Origin of the sequence: Albidovulum sediminicola (assembly GCF_025751575.1) — a bacterium.
Classification (GTDB): Bacteria; Pseudomonadota; Alphaproteobacteria; order Rhodobacterales; family Rhodobacteraceae; genus Albidovulum; species Albidovulum sediminicola.
In genome coordinates this window covers 394229-411178 of sequence record NZ_JAOWLA010000001.1, presented here as the reverse complement: position 1 = coordinate 411178, position 16950 = coordinate 394229, and the positions used below count along the sequence as shown (strand labels likewise).

Sequence of the window (16950 nt, the reverse complement as noted above, 5' to 3'; positions counted from 1 at the left end):
GATATTTTCGAAAAGAAGAGATCAGAAGAACGCCTGAAGTCCGGTGACCGCACGGCCAAGGATCAGCGCATGCACGTCATGGGTCCCCTCGTAGGTGTTCACCGTCTCGAGGTTCACCATGTGGCGGATGACGTGGAAGTCCTCCTGGATGCCGTTGCCGCCATGCATGTCGCGCGCCCAGCGGGCGATGTCGAGCGCCTTGCCGCAATTGTTGCGCTTGACGATGGAGATCATCTCGGGCGCGGCCTTCGCCTCGTCCATCAGTCGCCCGACGCGCAGCGACCCCTGCAGGCCCAGGCTGATCTCGGTCAGCATATTGGCGAGCTTGAGCTGGAAGAGCTGGGTCTGAGCCAACGGCTTGTTGAACTGCTTGCGATCAAGACCGTATTGGCGCGCCGCGTGGAAGCAGGCCTCGGCCGCGCCCATGACGCCCCAGCTGATCCCGTAGCGGGCGCGGTTGAGGCAGCCGAACGGGCCCTTCAGCCCTTCGACATTGGGCAGGAGGGCGTCTTCGCCCACCTCGACGTTATTCATCACGATCTCGCCGGTGATCGAGGCGCGCAAGGAGAGCTTGCCGCCGATCTTCGGGGCGGAGAGCCCCTTCATGCCCTTGTCGAGCACGAAGCCGCGGATCTTGCCGCCATGGGCCTCCGACTTCGCCCAGACGACGAAGACATCGGCGATGGGCGCGTTCGAGATCCACATCTTCGACCCGTTCAGCACATAGCCGTTCGCGGTCTTGGTCGCGCGCGTCTTCATGCCGGCGGGGTCCGATCCGGCATCCGGTTCCGTCAGGCCGAAGCAGCCGATGTATTCACCCGAGGCGAGCTTCGGGAGGTATTTCTGCCGCTGCTCTTCAGAGCCGTAGGCGTAGATCGGATACATCACCAGGGAGGATTGCACCGACATCATGGAGCGGTAGCCGCTGTCGACCCGCTCGACCTCGCGCGCGACGAGGCCATAGGCGACGTAGGAGGCGCCGAGCCCGCCGTATTCCTCGGGCACGGTCACGCCCAGAAGCCCCATCTCCCCCATCTCACGGAAGATCGAGGGGTCGGTGTGTTCCTCGCGGAAGGCGGCGGTGACGCGGGGCATCAGCTTTTCCTGCGCGTAGGCGCGGGCGCTGTCGCGCATCATGCGCTCGTCCTCGGAAAGCTGGTCCTCCATGCGGAAGGCATCTTCCCAATCGAAGCGGGACAGGTCGGGGGCATCTTTGGGCTTCAGGGCCATGGGCGGTCTCCTCAGGTCAGCGATTGGCAGAATCGGGCAATGCGGGTGCAGGCCTCGGCCAGGGAGGCGCGTGCATAGGCGTAGGACAGGCGGAAATGGCCGGGAAGCCCGAAGGCGCGGCCGGGCACGAGCGCCACCCCTTCGGCGCTGAGCAGCGCGGCGGTGAAATCGGCGTCGCAGTCGATCACGGCGCCGTCGGGCGCGGTCTTTCCGAAGGTCGCCGTGCAATCGGGGAACAGGTAGAACGCCCCTTCGGCCGAGGCGCAGCGGATCAGTCCGGTCGCGTTCAGCGCGCTCTGCACCATGTCGCGGCGATCGCGGAAATCGTCGTTGCGCTCGGCCAGCAACTGCTGGTCGCCCGAGATCGCCGCCAGCGCGGCCGCCTGGCCGACGGAGGAGGCGCCGGAGGTCGCCTGCCCCTGCGCCGCCGCCATGGCTTCGATCAGCCGTCTTGGCCCGATCCCCCAGCCGATCCGCCAGCCGGTCATCGCGTAGGACTTCGACACGCCGTTCACGATGAGCATGCGCCCGGCAAGATCCGGCGCCACGGTGCGAAACGAGGCGAAGGGGACGTAGCAGATATGCTGGTAGATCTCGTCGGCGATGATGCCGACATGGGGCGCGCCGCGCAGAACCTCCGCGAGCGCCTCCAGTTCGGCGGGCGCATAGACCGCGCCGGAGGGGTTGCCGGGGGAGTTCAGGAGCACCCAGCGCGTGCGCCCGGTGATGGCTGCCGCCAGAGCATCAGGCGTCAGCTTGAAGCCGGTCGCGGCGTCGGTCGGAACGACGACAGACGTGCCGCCGCAGACGGCCACCATGTCGGGGTAGCTCGTCCAGTAGGGCGCGGCCAGGATCACCTCGTCGCCGGCGTCGAGGGTTGCGAAGAAGGCGTTGAAGATCACCTGCTTGGCCCCGGTGGACACGATGACCTCGGCCGGTTCCGGGCGATAGCCGTTCTCGCGTTCGCAGGCCGCTGCGATCGCGGTGCGCAACGCGGGCGTCCCGGCGGTCGGCGTATAGGTCGTCTCACCCCGCAGCGCCGCCTCATGGGCCGCGGCGACGACATGCGGGGGCGTGGGAAAGTCGGGCTCTCCGGTGCCGAGCGAGATCACGTCGCGCCCCGCGCGCTTCAGGGCGGCGGCGGCCTCGGAAACCTGGATGATCTCCGACAGCTCCACGGCGGCGATGCGTGTGGCACGGCGGAAGGGATCTTGGGGCATCCTGCGGCTCCTGACTCTGGGCATATGCTATATGCGCCTTTTTTCGGACGCGGAATACTGCTATTGCGGCGGTATTATATGCATGGAGCACATATATGGCCGTTCCTCGCCGACTTCTGCCGTCGATCAGCCTGCTGACGGCATTCGAGGCCGCCTGCCGCACCGGCTCGACGCTGGCGGCGGCGCGTGACCTCGATCTGACGCAAGGGGCGGTCAGCCGGTTGATCCAGAACCTGGAGGCGCAACTGGGCGTGCAGCTTTTCCTGCGCGAGGGGCGCCGGCTGAAGCCGAACGACCGGGCGTTGGCCTATGCCCGCGACGTGGGCAAGGCGCTGGACCTGATCTCGCGCGGGTCGATGCGGCTGCGCGCGGGGACCGGCGGCGGCACGCTGGCGCTTGCGATCCTTCCGACCTTCGGCACGCGCTGGCTGGCGCCCCGGCTGCCGCGCTTCCTGTCGGCGCATCCGGGCATCACCATCAACCTCGGCACCCGGCTGCGCCCCTTCGATTTCGAGGAAGAGGGCTTCGACGCCGCGATCCACTTCGGCACCGACAGCTGGCCGGGCGCGGGCACGGTCAAGCTGTTCGACGAGCGGCTGATCGCGACCTGTTCGCCCGAATTCCTCGCCGCCAACCCCGTGGGCGAGGCTTCGGACCTGGCGCGGCTGCCGCTTCTGCAACTGGAGACACGGCCCAATGCCTGGGCGGGCTGGTTCCGCGCCCATGGCGTGGAGGGCGCGCCGCCCCAGGGGATGCTCTTCGACCAGTTCGCCCCGATGATCCAGGCGACGATCCATGGGCTGGGCGTCGCGCTCCTGCCCGAGTTCCTGGCCAAGGCCGAACTTTCCGACCGGCGGCTGGTTGCCGCCTGGGGCGCGCCGGTGGCGGGGGAGGGCAGCTACTACCTCGTCTGGCCGCGCGTGGGCGAGTGGTACCCGCCGCTTCAGGCCTTCCGGGACTGGCTGCTGGACGAGGCCGCCGATCCGGATGGCGAGGACATGCTGCCCCGTTGACCTTTCCCCCGCGCCGCCTCACCCTTGGATCATGAACACGCGCCCCGACATCCACGACCGTCTTGCCGCCTCGCTCAAGCAGGCGCGCCGCGCCAAGGGCCTGAGCCTTGATGCGGTGGCGAAGCTCTCGGGGGTCAGCCGCTCGATGGTCAGCCAGATCGAACGGGGCGAATCGAGCCCCACGGTCGCCACGCTTTGGAACCTGACCCAAGCGCTCCAGGTCGATTTCGCGGGGCTACTGGAAGGGCGCGCCGCCCCGGGGATCGACGTGATCCGGGCCGAGGCCGTGCCGGTCATCGCGGGCCGGGGCAAGGGGGTGCGCATCCGCATCCTGTCGCCCGCCGATGCGGTGGGGGAAACCGAGGTCTATGACCTGCGCTTCGACGCCGAGGGCCTGTTGGACAGCGATCCGCACGGGCCGGGGTGCCGGGAAAGCCTGACCGTGCTGGAGGGCGCGCTGGAGGTCGTCTCGGGCGAGGATCGCCAGGACCTCCGGACCGGTGACACCGCCCGCTATTTCGCCGACCGTCCGCATCGCATCGCCGCGGGGGACGGCGCGGCGCGGGCGATCCTGATCGTGCATAACAGCTGAGAGGGCGGGCGGCCGCCTGCCCCCCGCACCCCCCGGGAGTATTTCGGCCAGAATGAAGCATGTTCCGCTATAGTGGATTTCATTCCGGCATATTGACTTTTCCGTGATCGCGGATATTTTTCCGCCATATAGGAATGGAGTCTGTCATGCCGGACACGCAGGGGTTTCTGGATCACCTTGGCCAAACGCTTGAGGCCATCGAGGCCGACGGGTTGATGAAGCGCGAGAGGCTGATCACCTCGGCCCAAGGCGCGCATGTGAAGGTCGCGGGCCGCGACATGCTGAACCTTTGCGCCAACAACTACCTTGGCCTGGCCGACCACCCGGCGCTGATCGCGGCGGCAAAGGCGGCGATGGAGGATCACGGCTACGGCATGGCCTCGGTCCGGTTCATCTGCGGCACCCAGGACCTGCACCGGGAGCTGGAGGCGCGAATCGCCCGCTTCCTCGGCAAGGATGACGCGATCCTGTTCGCGGCCTGTTTCGACGCCAATGGCGGGCTCTTCGAGCCGCTTCTGGGGCCGGAGGATGCGATCATCTCAGACGCGTTGAACCACGCATCCATCATCGACGGCATCCGGCTGTGCAAGGCCCGGCGCTACCGTTACGCGAATTCCGACATGGCGGATCTTGAGGCGCAGTTGCAGGCTGCCCGCGCCGACGGAGCACGCTTTGTCATGATCGCGACGGACGGCGTCTTTTCCATGGACGGCTACCTGGCGAAGCTGGCCGAGATCACCGCGCTGGCCGAGAAATATGGCGCGCTCGTCATGGTGGACGACTGCCACGCGACGGGGTTCATGGGCCCCCAGGGGCGCGGCACGCCGGCCCACGCAGGGGTGGAGGTCGATATCCTGACCGGCACGCTGGGCAAGGCCCTTGGCGGGGCGCTTGGCGGCTATATCGCTGGGCCGCAGCCCGTCGTCGACCTCTTGCGTCAACGCGCGCGGCCTTACCTCTTCTCGAACGCGCTGCCGCCTGCCGTGGTGGCCGCAGGGATTGCCGCCATCGATCTGGTCGAGGCGGCGGACGACCTGCGCGCGCAGCTTTTCGAGAACGCCCGCTACTGGCGCACCGGGCTGACGGAGGCTGGCTTCACGCTGCTGCCGGGAGAGCACCCGATCATCCCGGTGATGCTGGGGGACGCGAAGCTCGCGCAGGCGATGGCCTCGGCGCTTTACGACCGGGGGGTCTATGTCTCCGGCTTCTTCTTTCCGGTGGTGCCGAAGGGGCAGGCGCGCATCCGCACGCAGATGAACGCGAAACTGAGCCGGGACGATCTGGATTTCGCGCTCGACGCCTTCCGGGGCGCGGGCAAGGCCGTGGGGGCGATCCGATGAGAAACGACATGAAGGCGCTGGCAAAATCGAAACCCGAAGTCGGGCTCTGGATGGAAAACCGCCCGGTGCCTGAGATCGGACCCGACGACGTCTTGATCCGGATCCGCAAGACCGGGATCTGCGGCACCGACATCCATATCTGGAACTGGGACGACTGGGCGGCCAAGACCGTGCCGGTGGGCCTTGTCACCGGCCACGAGTTCGCCGGTGAGATCGTGGAGATCGGCAAGAACGTGGAGGGGCTCTCCATCGGCCAGCGCTGTTCGGGCGAGGGGCACCTGATCGGCAAGCAGTCGCGGCAAAGCCGGGCGGGCAAGTTCCACCTGGACCCCGCCACACGCGGAATCGGGGTGAACGAACAGGGCGCCTTCGCCGAATACCTGCGCCTGCCCGCCTTCAACGTCGTCCCCCTGCCCGACGAGATCGATGACGAGATCGGCGCGATCCTCGACCCGCTGGGCAACGCGGTCCATACCGCGCTGTCCTTCGATCTGGTCGGCGAGGACGTGCTGATCACCGGCGCCGGGCCCATCGGCATCATGGCCGCCGCCGTCGCCCGCCATGTCGGCGCGCGTCACGTTGTCATCACCGATGTGAACCAGGACCGGCTGGACCTGGCGGCGCAGGTGACCGACGTGGTGCCCGTCAACGTGGCGAAGCAGGACCTGCGCGAGGTCGAGGGCGCGTTGCGGATGAAAGAGGGCTTCGACGTCGGCATGGAGATGTCGGGCAATCAGGCCGCGCTCGACCAGATGGTGGAAAACCTGGTGATGGGCGGGCGGATCGCGATGCTCGGCATCCCGCCGGGCAAGTCGCCGGTGGACTGGTCGCGCATCGTCTTCAAGGCGATCATGATCAAGGGCGTCTACGGGCGCGAGATCTTCGAGACCTGGTACAAGATGATCGCGATGCTGGAAAACGGCCTCGATATCCGCCGTGTGATCACCCATCGCTATAAGGTCGATGACTTCCGCGAGGGGTTCGAGGTCATGCGCTCCGGCAAAAGCGGCAAGGTGGTTCTGGACTGGGGATAGTTTGGACGGGGGATAGAACGGGCGTCAGGCCCGTATCCGAAGGCCATCCGGGTCGTGAAGCGGGCGCGGTGACAGCGCCACGGCACGCGGGCGGCCCAGGACCGCGACCCGGGTAGGCGGCGCCGGGTCGCCAGGCGTCGGGCGGGCCATATCCCCTAGCGCCATGCTGTCCGGTCGAGGGCCCCCAGCCGCCCGTGGCGAGGGATCCCACGGGTTCGCCGTCCATAAAGACCGCCCCCCGATGGCGCCGGACCCGGCATCGACGGCGAAGGTGGCGATGCGCTCGCGCATCACCGGGCCCGCCGAGAGAAAGGGGAAGGCGCGCTGCCAAGATCGCCCTCGGCCACCTGGGCCAGAATTTCGCGCGATGCGGGGTCGCACAGGTGCGGACCGGCAGGATCGCAGGAACGGTTGAGAACCTCCAATCCCAGTTCGGGCAGGCGCCCCGTCAGCGGACGGTCGGGCCAGGCCGTCGCCCCGGCCCACGGATCTCGGACCGCGCGAGGGCCGATAGCCCGACCAGCCCAGCCGCCTCGTAGATCCGGCGGCCCTCGTCGGCGACGGGCGACCGCCAGTTCGGCCGCCGACAGCTGGGCGCATCACGCCGACCCGAGGCCCGCACACCGAAACGGGCCAGGTCCCAGGCCAAGGCGTCCATCGCGGGCTCGCCCTCGGTCATCCGGTCGGCGATCAGCTTGCCCATGCCCGACCCCTGGTTGAAGCCCGACATCCTCTCCTTCGCGCAGGGATAATTGCGGGGCGCCGGATGCGACCCCAGAAGTGGCGTCAGGTCGGGCGAAAAGATCATCGGCGGGTTGATGGTCCGCCTGACTCGGCCCCCTCAAGGCAGGGCATCATTCCCACCGCCTGTTCGAAATTTCAACCCATGCGCGACTGGTCGTCGGGCAGAAACTCATGCCTGAGATCGGCGGGCATGCGTTCCTTCGCCTAAGGGGGTGCAGCGGCCCTCGCAAGCGCCAAAGTGCAGGCACTTGCGCGCTTGCCCCGCGTCGCGGCCTTTATCGTTGATCTGCGGGAGTTCGAAGGACGCTTTTCCCCCGGGGGCCCTGCCGCTTATCCGCCTATCACCGCCAAGGCCCTTGCGTGCAGTTCCGCCGTTGCCGCAGCGACGACGGGGACGTTGTAGCCCATGCCCAGGGCGCGCCCGTCCCAATCGGTCATCACCCCCCCGGCTTCTTCGACAAGAAGGGCGACAGGGTGGTAGTCGTAGGGTTGCAGGTCGAAGTCGATGACGACATCGACGCTGCCCATCGCCAGAAGCCCGTAGGGGTAGCAGTCGCAGGACAGCCGCCGGGTCTTTCCGAAATCCATCAGGCGGGCAAAGACCGCGGCGTCCGCGCGCCAGATCTTTTCGCCCTCGTTGATGTAGACCGCCGCGCCCTCCGCCTCTGTTCGTCCCGAGGTGCGGATGGGCACGCCGTTCAGAAAGGCGCCCTGCCCCCGCCCGGCAGAAAAGACCTCACCCGTCGGGGGGATGGAGACGACGGCAAGCTCCGCCCGACCGCGATGGAGCTTGGCCAGAAGAAAGCCGAAAAGCGGATGCCCGGTGATGAAGCTGCGCGTGCCGTCGATCGGATCGACGATCCAAAGATCGTCGCGGTCGGCGCCTTCGACGCCATGTTCCTCGCCGAAGATCCCATGGCCGGGGAAGCGGTCGGCAATGATCGCGCGGACCTCGGTTTCGACCGCGCGGTCGGCAATCGTCACCGGGCTTTCGTCGGCCTTGAACTCGACCCCCAGACTTGTCCGGAAGTGCGACAGGGCGACGGGCCGCGCGGCCTCGGCGATGGCGATGGCGTCTTCGAGGCGGGCGCGGGCGGCCATGGCTATTCCTTCCTGCGGGCGATCATCGTAACGACTTCGGCCAGCGCCAGCGCGCGGGCGATGGGTTCTGGCGGGGCGCGGTCGGTGACCATGAGGTCGACCCCGTCGACCGGCACGGTCACGACCGGCGCCTCGCGACCGAACTTTTCCTGATCGGCGCAAACGATGCAGCGGCGCGCGCGCGAAGCGGCAAGCCGCGCGATACTCGCCTCGGCGGGGTTGTAGACGGTGAAGCCCGCGCGCTCCGACACGCCGTTGGCCGACAGGATCGCCGCGTCGAAGGCAAAGCCGCGGATCGCCGCCTCGGCCAGCGGGCCATAGCTGCCGCGCTCCTCCCCGCCCAGTTCACCCCCTGTCAGGAACACGCGGTTGTCGTTGTGGTTGGCCAGAGCCTGCGCGGCCAGGAGCGAATTCGTGACGACCATCAGCCGGTGTCGGACCCGCAGCGCCTCGGCCACGAACTTGGTCGTCGAGCCCACGTCGAGAAACAGGCACATGCCGTCCTGGATCTCCTCGGCGACGGCGGCGGCGATGCGCGACTTGCCGTCGGTGTTCTGTGCTGCGCGGTGGTGAAAACCCGGCTCCGCCCCTGCCAGCAAGGTGCCGCCATGCATCCGCTCGACCTGCCCGTCGCGCTCAAGCCGCTTTGCCAGCCGACGGACGGTTTCTTCCGACACGTCGAGCACGCGCGCAATCTCGCCATTGCGTGCCGAGCCGCCGTAGCGGCGCAGCACTTCCAGAAGCTCGTGCTCGCGGTGGCTGGCTTTGGCCGGTCTGCTTTTCGGCATGGATTACCTCTCAAAAAAGATTTACACATATTTCCACACATTAAGCCACACGATAAATCGCGGAGGGCCAGCGATGACGCAGCCGGAGAACGTGCTTTTCGTCGTGATCGACCAGCTTAGGGCGGACTGCCTCTGGGGCGCGCTTGCCGATCATGCCGTGCTTCCGAACATCCGGGCACTGGCGGACGATGCGATGGCCTTCCGCAATCACTATTCGGTCGCCAATCCCTGCGGACCGGCGCGCGCCTCGCTGCTGACCGGGCAATACGCGATGAACCATCGCTCAGTCCGAAACGGGACGCCCCTGCCGCATGACAAGCCGAACCTCGCGACCGAGGCGCGCAAGGCGGGCTACCAGCCGCTGCTGTTCGGCTACACCGACATCGCCAAGGATCCGCGCGTCCATCACCCAAACGACCCGGCCGTGAAATCCTATGAGGAGGTTATTCCCGGCTTCGACGAGGTCGTCGAGATGCGGATGGAGGAAAGCATCCCCTGGCGCGCGCATCTGATCGCCCGTGGCTATGATGTCCCCGACTATCCCGACAACTTCCGCCAAAGCGGGCCGAACCTGACCGATCCGGCCCTTTACCGGGCCGAGGACAGCGACACCGCCTTCCTGACCGACCAGACGATCGCCTATCTGCGCGCCTCGCGCCCCGGCTGGTTCGCGCATCTGACCTACCTGCGCCCGCACCCTCCGCTGGTCGCGCCCGAACCCTGGAATCGCCTGATCGACCCCGCGTCCCTGCCCCTGCCAGTAGGCCGCGCCGACCGGAGCGCAGCGGAGGCCGCCCACCCCTTCGTCGCCCCCGCCCTTGCCGCAAATACCGCCGCCGACATGGTCGTGGGCTTCCCGGACCTAGAGGCGACGGACGACACGATCCGCACGCTCCGCGCGCTCTACCTCGGCCTTGCCGCCGAGGTGGATCATCATCTGGGCCGCCTGATCGCATGGCTCAAGGACAGCGGTCAGTACGACCGCACCCTGATCGTCGTGACCGCCGACCATGGCGAGATGCTGGGCGACCATCACGCCTGGGGCAAGATGAACTACCACGCGCCTGCCTGGCATGTGCCGCTGATCATCCGTGACCCCCGCGCGACGGGCGCGCGCGGCATCGCGACCGACGCGCCGACGGAATCGATCGACATCACGCCAACGATCCTTGACTGGGTCGGGCAGGCGCGGCCTACGACGATGGACGGGCGGAGCCTTCTGCCGCTGATCCAGGGCGACACGCCGCCGGATTGGCGCAGCTACACGGTGTCGGAGTTGGACTTCGCCGACCCGGCGGCGCCGACGATCTGGGAACGGTCACTGGGCCTGCCGGCGGAGCGTTGCAACCTCGCGATCCTGAGGACCGGGACACATGTGCTGGTGCATTTCAACGGCGGCCTGCCGCCCCTGCTTTTCGACCGGCGCGACGGGCCCGGGGCGCTGAACCGGGCCACCGATCCGGCAGAGGCGCCGCTGCTTCTGGCCCTGACGCAGCAGCTTCTGAACCACCGCATGGCCCATGCCGAAGGGCTGTTCGCCCGCACACGGGCCACGCGGCACGGCCACCTGACGACCTGAGCGCCCCCTTAGCCGACGGCGATGCGGGGGCGGCCCTGGGCGGTGACACGCAGCCGCGCCTCGATGAACATCGGCTGGCCCTCGATCTCGATCTCGCGGATGTCGCGCACGACGCTCAGGCGCATCTCCTCCACGCCGGAGGCGCGGGCGCGGCTGGTCGCTTCCTCGGAGAGCGCGGTCTCCAGCGCGTGGATCGCGGCGGCCTGATCGGCGAAGCGGGCGGGACCGGCCGGCAGGTGGGCGGAGAAGATGCCGGGGCCGGGGCTGGTCACGATCCCTTCGGCATGCATGGCGATCTGCCCCACGACCGCGCCGATCGCGTTGGCGACACCCGCATGTTCGGAGAGGATCATCCGCGCGCCCACACGATCGCCCACCGCGCCGTAATAGGACGGCGCAGAGGCGCCGAGCCCGATCACCGGCACGCCAAGGCTGGCGCTCATTCGGATCACGCCACTGTGCCCCGCGAAGGCGGCGCGTGTCAGCGCATGGCGGGCCAAGGCCTCCGCGGCCTCGTCCGGCCAGGACTGGCCATCCTCGGCAAAGGCGGCTTCAAGCAGGCAGTCCACGGTCTGCCGGGTCAGTTGGTCGACGATCCGGGTTGCCAGCGCCTCGGGCCCCGGGGCGATACGGTCGCCGCGCCCGTTGCGCCGCTTGGCAAACAGCGTCATCGCCTTGCGCGCGGCCTCGCCATCCCAGCTGTCGAGCCGGCCAAGGACATGGGCCGCGTCCGAGGGCGTGACGCCCGCGATCATCACCGCGCCCCGTGACACGAGCTTCATGAGCGCGGGCAGTTCCAGCCGCGTGCGCACCGCATCGACAACCCGCATCGGCCCGGCAAGCAGGCGCTCGGCCACGGCGGCCTCACGCGGGGCCAGACCAGTGGGCGGGCCATCCTTCCACATCGGGATGGCGAAACGGCCATCGTGTTCGCCCACCGCATCGGTTCCAAGCCAGGTGTCGAGCGCATCGTGAACCAGCCCCGGCCAGTCGCGCGCCGCCAGCGACACCGGCATCAGCCGCCGCGGCCCGAGCTTCAGGCTGGTTTCCAACCCGTCGATCAGGTGCACCTCGCTGTCGCCGCCAAGGCCGGTGGTGCGCATCGCCACCGCCTCGACCATGGTGCGGTAGGGGCCGACGCGCGCGCCCAAGGGGTCGATCTTCGGCTTGCCGTCCTGGAGGAGGCAGACATCCGTCGTCGTCCCGCCGATGTCGGACACCAGCGCCTCGGTTTCGCCGGTCAGCCAACTCGCCCCCGCGATCGAGGCGGCGGGGCCGGACAGGATCGTCTCGATCGGCCGCTCCCGCGCAAGGCTGGCGGACACCAGAGCCCCGTCGCCGCGCACGACCATCAGGGGTGCTACGATGCCGCGCGCCTCCATATGCGCCTCGCAGGCGGTGATCAGCCCGTCGATCATCCCGATCAGGCGCGCGTTCAGGACCGCCGTCAGCGCCCGGCGCGGTCCGTTCAGCCCGGCGCTGAGTTCATGCGAACAGGTGACCGGGCGGTGTGCCAGGGCGCGAATCGCGTCCCGCGCGGCGATCTCATGCGCGGGGTTGCGGGTCGCGAAGGCGGAGGCGACGGCAAAGCCCGTGACCTCGGGCCCCAGACGCAGCGCCGCAGATTCGACGGCGACCAGGTCAAGCGGGGTGGCCTCGGCCCCCGCGTGGTTGTGCCCGCCGGCGATGCGCACGACCGGATCGCCCTTCATTGCCTCCTCAAGGCCCGCGCGGGCAAGTTCCGCCGCCTCGAACCCGATGAAGATCAGCGCGACGCGCCCGCCCTGCCCTTCGACCAGCGCATTGGTCGCCAGCGTGGTGGAGAGTGAGACCATGCCGATCTGTGCCGCGTCGATCCCCGCCTGTTCCAGCGCCGCATCAATGGCCCGGCCCACGCCCAGCGACAGGTCGGGCCGCGTGGTCAGAGACTTGGCCGAGGCGATGACGCGGTCCTCCACCTCGTTCAGGATGACCGCGTCGGTATAGGTGCCGCCGGTATCGACGCCCAGAAGATATGCCATGTCCGTTCCCTTCAGCTGGCGTCCTGCAGGATCCGCCCGGCCCCGATCCATCCTGTCAGGATCGACGGCGCATTTGTATTCCCCCCAATCAGCGTCGGAAAGACCGAGGCGTCGCAGACGCGCAACCCCTCGACGCCGCGCACCTTCAGGTCGGGATCGACGGCCGAGGTCGCGGGATCGCGCCCCATCCGGACCGTGCAGGAGGGGTGGAAGACCGTGCCGGAACGCGCGCGGAAATCGGCGATCAGATCCTCATCCGAGGAAACCTCCGGCCCCGGGCGCAGTTCCTCTGCGATCAGGCCGCGGATCGGGTCCTGCGCGGCGATGCGGCGCAGGAACTTCACCGCCAAGAGCATCTCCTCGACATCGTGGTTGGTCGAGAAGGCGTTGGCGGTGATCTTCGGCGCGGCGAAGGGATCGCCGGAGTTCAGCGTGATTTCCCCCCGGCTGGTCGGGCGGCAGTTCGACAGACCGATGGAGAGGCCCGAGAACGGGTCCGGGGTCAGAAGCGGCCGTTCGCCTTCGCGCGGGATCAGAGTCGAAAACGCCTGGAAATAAAGCTGCATGTTCGGGCGCAAGAGGTCGGGCGAGGTGCGGAAGAACCCGCCCGCGTGGTTGATCGACTTGGCCAAGGGGCCCGACCCGGCCAGGAAATACTTCATCCCTGCGTAGACCTTGCCCCACCATGGACGCAGGAGGTCGTTGTAGGTCGGCACCTTCATACGCCAGGTGTAATTGATCCCCTGATGGTCGTTCAGGTTCTGCCCCACCGCCGGCACGTCGGCCAGCACGTCGATGCCGTGGTCCTTCAGATGCCCCGCCGGCCCGATCCCCGAAAGCATCAGGAGCTGGGGGGAATTGATCGCGCCACCCGACAGGATCACCTCGCGCCCGGCGCGCACCTTGTGGAGCTTGCCCGCGCGGTAATATTCGACCCCCACCGCGCGGCGCCCCTCGAACAGCACGCGCGTGGCATGGGCCTCGGTCAGCACCGTCACGTTCTTGCGCTTCATCGCGGGGCGAAGGAAGGCGCGCGCAGTCGAATTGCGCCGCGCCCCCTTGATGGTCATCTGGTAGATGCCGGCGCCCTCTTGCCGGGTGCCGTTGAAATCCTCGGTCGGGCCGAGCCCCGCGGCCTCGGCGGAACGGATGTAGGTATCGACCAGAGGGTGCAGGTCGCGGCGGTTGGCCGAGATGAAAAGCGGCCCGCCTGTGCCGCGCAGATCGTCGCCGCCGGCCTCGTTGTCCTCGATCGCGCGATAGGCCTCGCGCGCGGCGTCCCAGCCCCAGCCCGCATCCGCGATCGACGCCCAGTCCTCGTAATCGGTCTGGTGGCCGCGGATCCAAACCATGGCGTTGATCGCGCTTGACCCGCCCAACACCTTGCCGCGCGGCCAGAAGTCCCGGTTCCCCGCCAGCCCCGGATCGGGCTCGGTCCGGTACATCCAGTTGACGTCCGGGTTGAAGAAGAGCTTCCCGTAGCCGAGCGGCAGATTGACGTAGAAGCGCCGGTCGGACCCGCCCGCCTCCAGCACCAGAACCTTGTGGCGCCCGTTCACGGACAGACGCTCGGCCAGCACACAGCCCGCCGAGCCCGCGCCCACGATGATATAGTCGAACCCGTCCACGCTAGTTCCCCCCGGTCACGGCCAGTGCCCTGATGCACCGGGCCAACACGGGTTGCAGTCCGGTCCGCGACCGATTTTGTCGCTTCGCGATCACTCAAGCCGCGCCGGGAAGCCCGGAGCGCGCAGATCGGTGCCCAGAAGGTCCTCAAGCAGCTTTGCGATCATCGGCGACTGCGCCTTGCCGCCGTAAGCCGCCTTCGCCGCGACATAGGTCTGGTTCGTCATGCTGGCGAGGTCCAGCGGCACCCCGAACTCCTTCCCGAAGCCCAGCGCGAAGCCAAGATCCTTCAGCGCCAGGTCGATATCGAAGGCGATGTCGTAGGACCCGTTCAGGATCAGCGCGCCCTCGGTCTCATGCACGAAGGAGTTGCCGGAAGACGCCTGGATCGCATGCCAGGCCTGCCCGAGGTCCAACCCCCCGCGCTTGGCCAGCATCAGCGCCTCGGAACAGGCCTTGAGGTGGATGAAGGCCAGCATGTTGGTGATGACCTTGATGATCGAGGACGACCCCAAGGGACCCATGTGGAAGATCCGATCGCCCATCGCCTCAAACGCTTTCCAGTGCAGATCGACCAGGTCCTTGTCGCCCCCCGGCAGCATTGTGATCTCGCCGCGCGCGGCCAGATGCACGCCGCCAGTGACGGGCAGTTCGAGCATCCGCACGCCGCGCGCCTCCGCCACCTTGGCAAAGGCCAGAACGTCGTCACGCCCCAGCGTCGACATCTCGATCCAAGTCGCACCGGGCTTCATCGCCGGCAGGATCTGGTCCAGCACCTTTTCCGTCACGGCCGGAGAGGGCAGGCAGGTGATCACGTGATCGGCGGCCGCGGCGGCATCGGCCGCGCTGTCGGCCCAATGCGCGCCCGCCGCGATCAGCGGCTCCGCCACCGCCCGGTTCAGGTCGAAGACGGTCAGTTCAAAGCCCGCCCGCCGCAGGCAGGCGGCGCAGCTGGCGCCGAGGTTTCCGAGGCCGATATAGGCGTAATGCATGATGCGTCCCGTTTGCAGCTGGGTTTAGTCGTTGAAATACATCTTGAACCTGGCGCGGATCGCCCGGTCCAGATCGGGCGCGACCTGGCACCCGGCAGAGGCCAGGATCTCGTTCTTGCGGCGGATCGCCTGGTCCAGAAGCATCGGCCGGCCGGCCTCAACCCATTCCTTCGGACTCATCCGGTTGCCGACCGCGGGATAGATATATTCGGTCTGCATCAGGCTCAGCGTCTGGCCCGAGCCCAGGTAGTGTCCCGGCCCGCCCAGGCAGACCTCCTTCATGGCCTCGATCGAGGTCGAATCCTCGGTCACGTCGATGCCACGCACGCAGCGCAGCACCTGGCCCAGGATGTCGTCGCCAAGAACCAGCGACTCCAGGCAGAAACCCAGAAGCGAGGCGTGCATGCCCACCGATTCATAGACCATGTTCAGACCCGAAAGCCCGGCCAGCGTGTTGGTGATGGCCTGCTCCCAGCCCGCCTGCATATCCGGCAGCTTCGCGTCCGAGATGCCGGCGGCCGCACCGCCGGGCAGGTTGTAGAACCGGTGCATCTGGGCGCAACCCGCGCTCAGAAGCGCTTGCTCGGCGCTACCGCCCGACATAGCCCCGGTCCGCAGGTCGCTGACGAAGGGCCAGGTCCCGAAGACCGCCGGATGCCCCGGCTTGATCGCGTTCACATAGACCACGCCCGCCAGGCACTCCGCGACCGCCTGCACGATCGCCAGCGCGATCGGCGCGGGCGCCGTCGCCCCGGCCTGCCCGGCTGACAAGAGCAGCACCGGCATGCCCGCGTGGATCAGCTTCTCCATCGTGACGCAGCTTTCCTCGGCGAACTTCATCGGCGGCACGACGAAACAGTTGGAGTTCGAGATGAAGGGACGCGCGCGCCACTTCTCCTCTCCGCCCGCGATGGTGTGGATCAGTTCCATGCACCCCTCGACATGCGACGGATCGCTGAAGGAGGTGCCGACATGCTTGGTCGTGCCTGCACAGCAGGCATAGATCGTGTTCATGTCCATCTCGTAGTTGTCGAGCACGTCGCGGCAGACCATCGCGCGCTGGAAGAAATGGACGTTGTCGAGATTATGGGTGATCCGCGCCGCGTCATAAAGATCCTGCGCCGTGGAATCACGGTATGTGTTCGTCTCCAGATCGACGATATGGACCGCCGCGCCGGCGGTGCCGAAATGCACCTTGCTCCCGGACAGGTGCAGGTCATACTTCGGATCGCGCGCATGAAGCGTGATGTCGCGTGCGGCCACGGCCAGCATGTCCTCGACCAGCGCGCGCGGAAAGCGCAGGCGGCCGTCCTCGCCCAGGATGGCGCCCGCGCGGGTCATCGCCTCCACGCCCGATGCGGGGGCGTTCGCCAGCCCGATCACCTCCAGCGCCTCAAGCGCGGCCTGGTGGATGCGCGCCATGCCCGCCTCCGTCAGCGGTCGGTATTGCCCGCCCTCCAGCCCCGCCCGCACGGGGCGGATGTTTTCCGCCAGCGGCGCGGCCCGCATCGCCCGGCGCGCCTCGCGCCCGCCTGCCCGTGCAGCCCGTGCCGCCCGCTGGGGCGCACAATTCTGAGCATCATCCGACATTTCGTCTCTCCCGAAAGCGCCCGGCTTTCATTCTGGTTCAAATACTCCGGGGGTCCGGGGGCAGGGCCCCCGGCCGCCGC

General features: G+C 67.9%; 14 protein-coding genes. 5 read left to right on the top strand and 9 right to left on the bottom strand.

What is annotated here, in order from left to right; genetic code table 11:
- Window positions 1–21 precede the first annotated feature (21 nt).
- On the bottom strand, window positions 22–1230 hold the full coding sequence (locus OE647_RS01960; protein ID WP_263719904.1) for an acyl-CoA dehydrogenase: 1209 nt from the start codon (window positions 1228–1230) through the stop codon (window positions 22–24).
- Window positions 1231–1241: 11 nt separating this feature from the next.
- Window positions 1242–2450, bottom strand: coding sequence for a pyridoxal phosphate-dependent aminotransferase (locus tag OE647_RS01955; protein WP_263719903.1), 1209 nt, complete (start codon window positions 2448–2450; stop codon window positions 1242–1244).
- Between the two features lie 95 nt (window positions 2451–2545).
- Here OE647_RS01955 and OE647_RS01950 point away from each other — a divergent pair, with 95 nt between their 5' ends.
- From OE647_RS01950 to tdh, 4 genes are all read left to right on the top strand, one after another.
- Entirely contained in the window at window positions 2546–3463 is a 918-nt protein-coding gene (locus tag OE647_RS01950) for a LysR family transcriptional regulator (RefSeq protein ID WP_263719901.1), read from the top strand.
- 31 nt (window positions 3464–3494) lie between these two features.
- Window positions 3495–4055, top strand: a complete 561-nt coding sequence (locus OE647_RS01945) for a helix-turn-helix domain-containing protein (RefSeq protein ID WP_263719900.1) — start codon at window positions 3495–3497, stop codon at window positions 4053–4055.
- 146 nt (window positions 4056–4201) lie between these two features.
- Window positions 4202–5395, top strand: a complete 1194-nt coding sequence (locus OE647_RS01940; protein ID WP_263719899.1) for a glycine C-acetyltransferase — start codon at window positions 4202–4204, stop codon at window positions 5393–5395.
- An 8-nt stretch (window positions 5396–5403) separates the two neighbouring features.
- Complete coding sequence (gene tdh, locus OE647_RS01935; RefSeq protein ID WP_263719952.1) at window positions 5404–6429, top strand: L-threonine 3-dehydrogenase; 1026 nt, start codon at window positions 5404–5406, stop codon at window positions 6427–6429.
- 448 nt (window positions 6430–6877) lie between these two features.
- Here the strand turns inward: tdh and OE647_RS01930 are convergent, their stop codons facing one another.
- The 3 genes from OE647_RS01930 to OE647_RS01920 all read right to left on the bottom strand — a co-directional run bounded on the left by OE647_RS01930 (window position 6878) and on the right by OE647_RS01920 (window position 9062).
- Window positions 6878–7159, bottom strand: coding sequence for a hypothetical protein (locus OE647_RS01930; RefSeq protein WP_263719898.1), 282 nt, complete (start codon window positions 7157–7159; stop codon window positions 6878–6880).
- A gap of 344 nt (window positions 7160–7503) precedes the next feature.
- Window positions 7504–8274: an inositol monophosphatase family protein gene (locus OE647_RS01925; RefSeq protein ID WP_263719897.1), complete on the bottom strand. Its 771-nt coding sequence runs from the start codon at window positions 8272–8274 to the stop codon at window positions 7504–7506.
- A 2-nt stretch (window positions 8275–8276) separates the two neighbouring features.
- On the bottom strand, window positions 8277–9062 hold the full coding sequence (locus OE647_RS01920; protein WP_263719896.1) for a DeoR/GlpR family DNA-binding transcription regulator: 786 nt from the start codon (window positions 9060–9062) through the stop codon (window positions 8277–8279).
- 73 nt (window positions 9063–9135) lie between these two features.
- On the opposite strand from OE647_RS01920, the gene OE647_RS01915 reads away from it, so the two are divergent.
- Window positions 9136–10641, top strand: a complete 1506-nt coding sequence (locus OE647_RS01915) for a sulfatase-like hydrolase/transferase (RefSeq protein WP_263719895.1) — start codon at window positions 9136–9138, stop codon at window positions 10639–10641.
- 8 nt (window positions 10642–10649) lie between these two features.
- Here the strand turns inward: OE647_RS01915 and OE647_RS01910 are convergent, their stop codons facing one another.
- From OE647_RS01910 to OE647_RS01895, 4 genes are all read right to left on the bottom strand, one after another.
- On the bottom strand, window positions 10650–12662 hold the full coding sequence (locus tag OE647_RS01910) for a hydantoinase/oxoprolinase family protein (RefSeq protein ID WP_263719894.1): 2013 nt from the start codon (window positions 12660–12662) through the stop codon (window positions 10650–10652).
- 11 nt (window positions 12663–12673) lie between these two features.
- Window positions 12674–14290 carry a GMC family oxidoreductase gene (locus OE647_RS01905; protein ID WP_263719893.1) on the bottom strand — a complete coding sequence of 539 codons (1617 nt, stop codon included), beginning with the start codon at window positions 14288–14290 and terminating at the stop codon, window positions 12674–12676.
- A 90-nt stretch (window positions 14291–14380) separates the two neighbouring features.
- The gene (locus tag OE647_RS01900; RefSeq protein WP_263719892.1) at window positions 14381–15280 is read right to left on the bottom strand and encodes an NAD(P)-dependent oxidoreductase; all 900 of its coding nucleotides are present in this window, start codon (window positions 15278–15280) and stop codon (window positions 14381–14383) included.
- Between the two features lie 24 nt (window positions 15281–15304).
- Window positions 15305–16870: a trimethylamine methyltransferase family protein gene (locus OE647_RS01895; RefSeq protein ID WP_263719891.1), complete on the bottom strand. Its 1566-nt coding sequence runs from the start codon at window positions 16868–16870 to the stop codon at window positions 15305–15307.
- Between the last annotated feature and the right edge of the window lie 80 nt (window positions 16871–16950).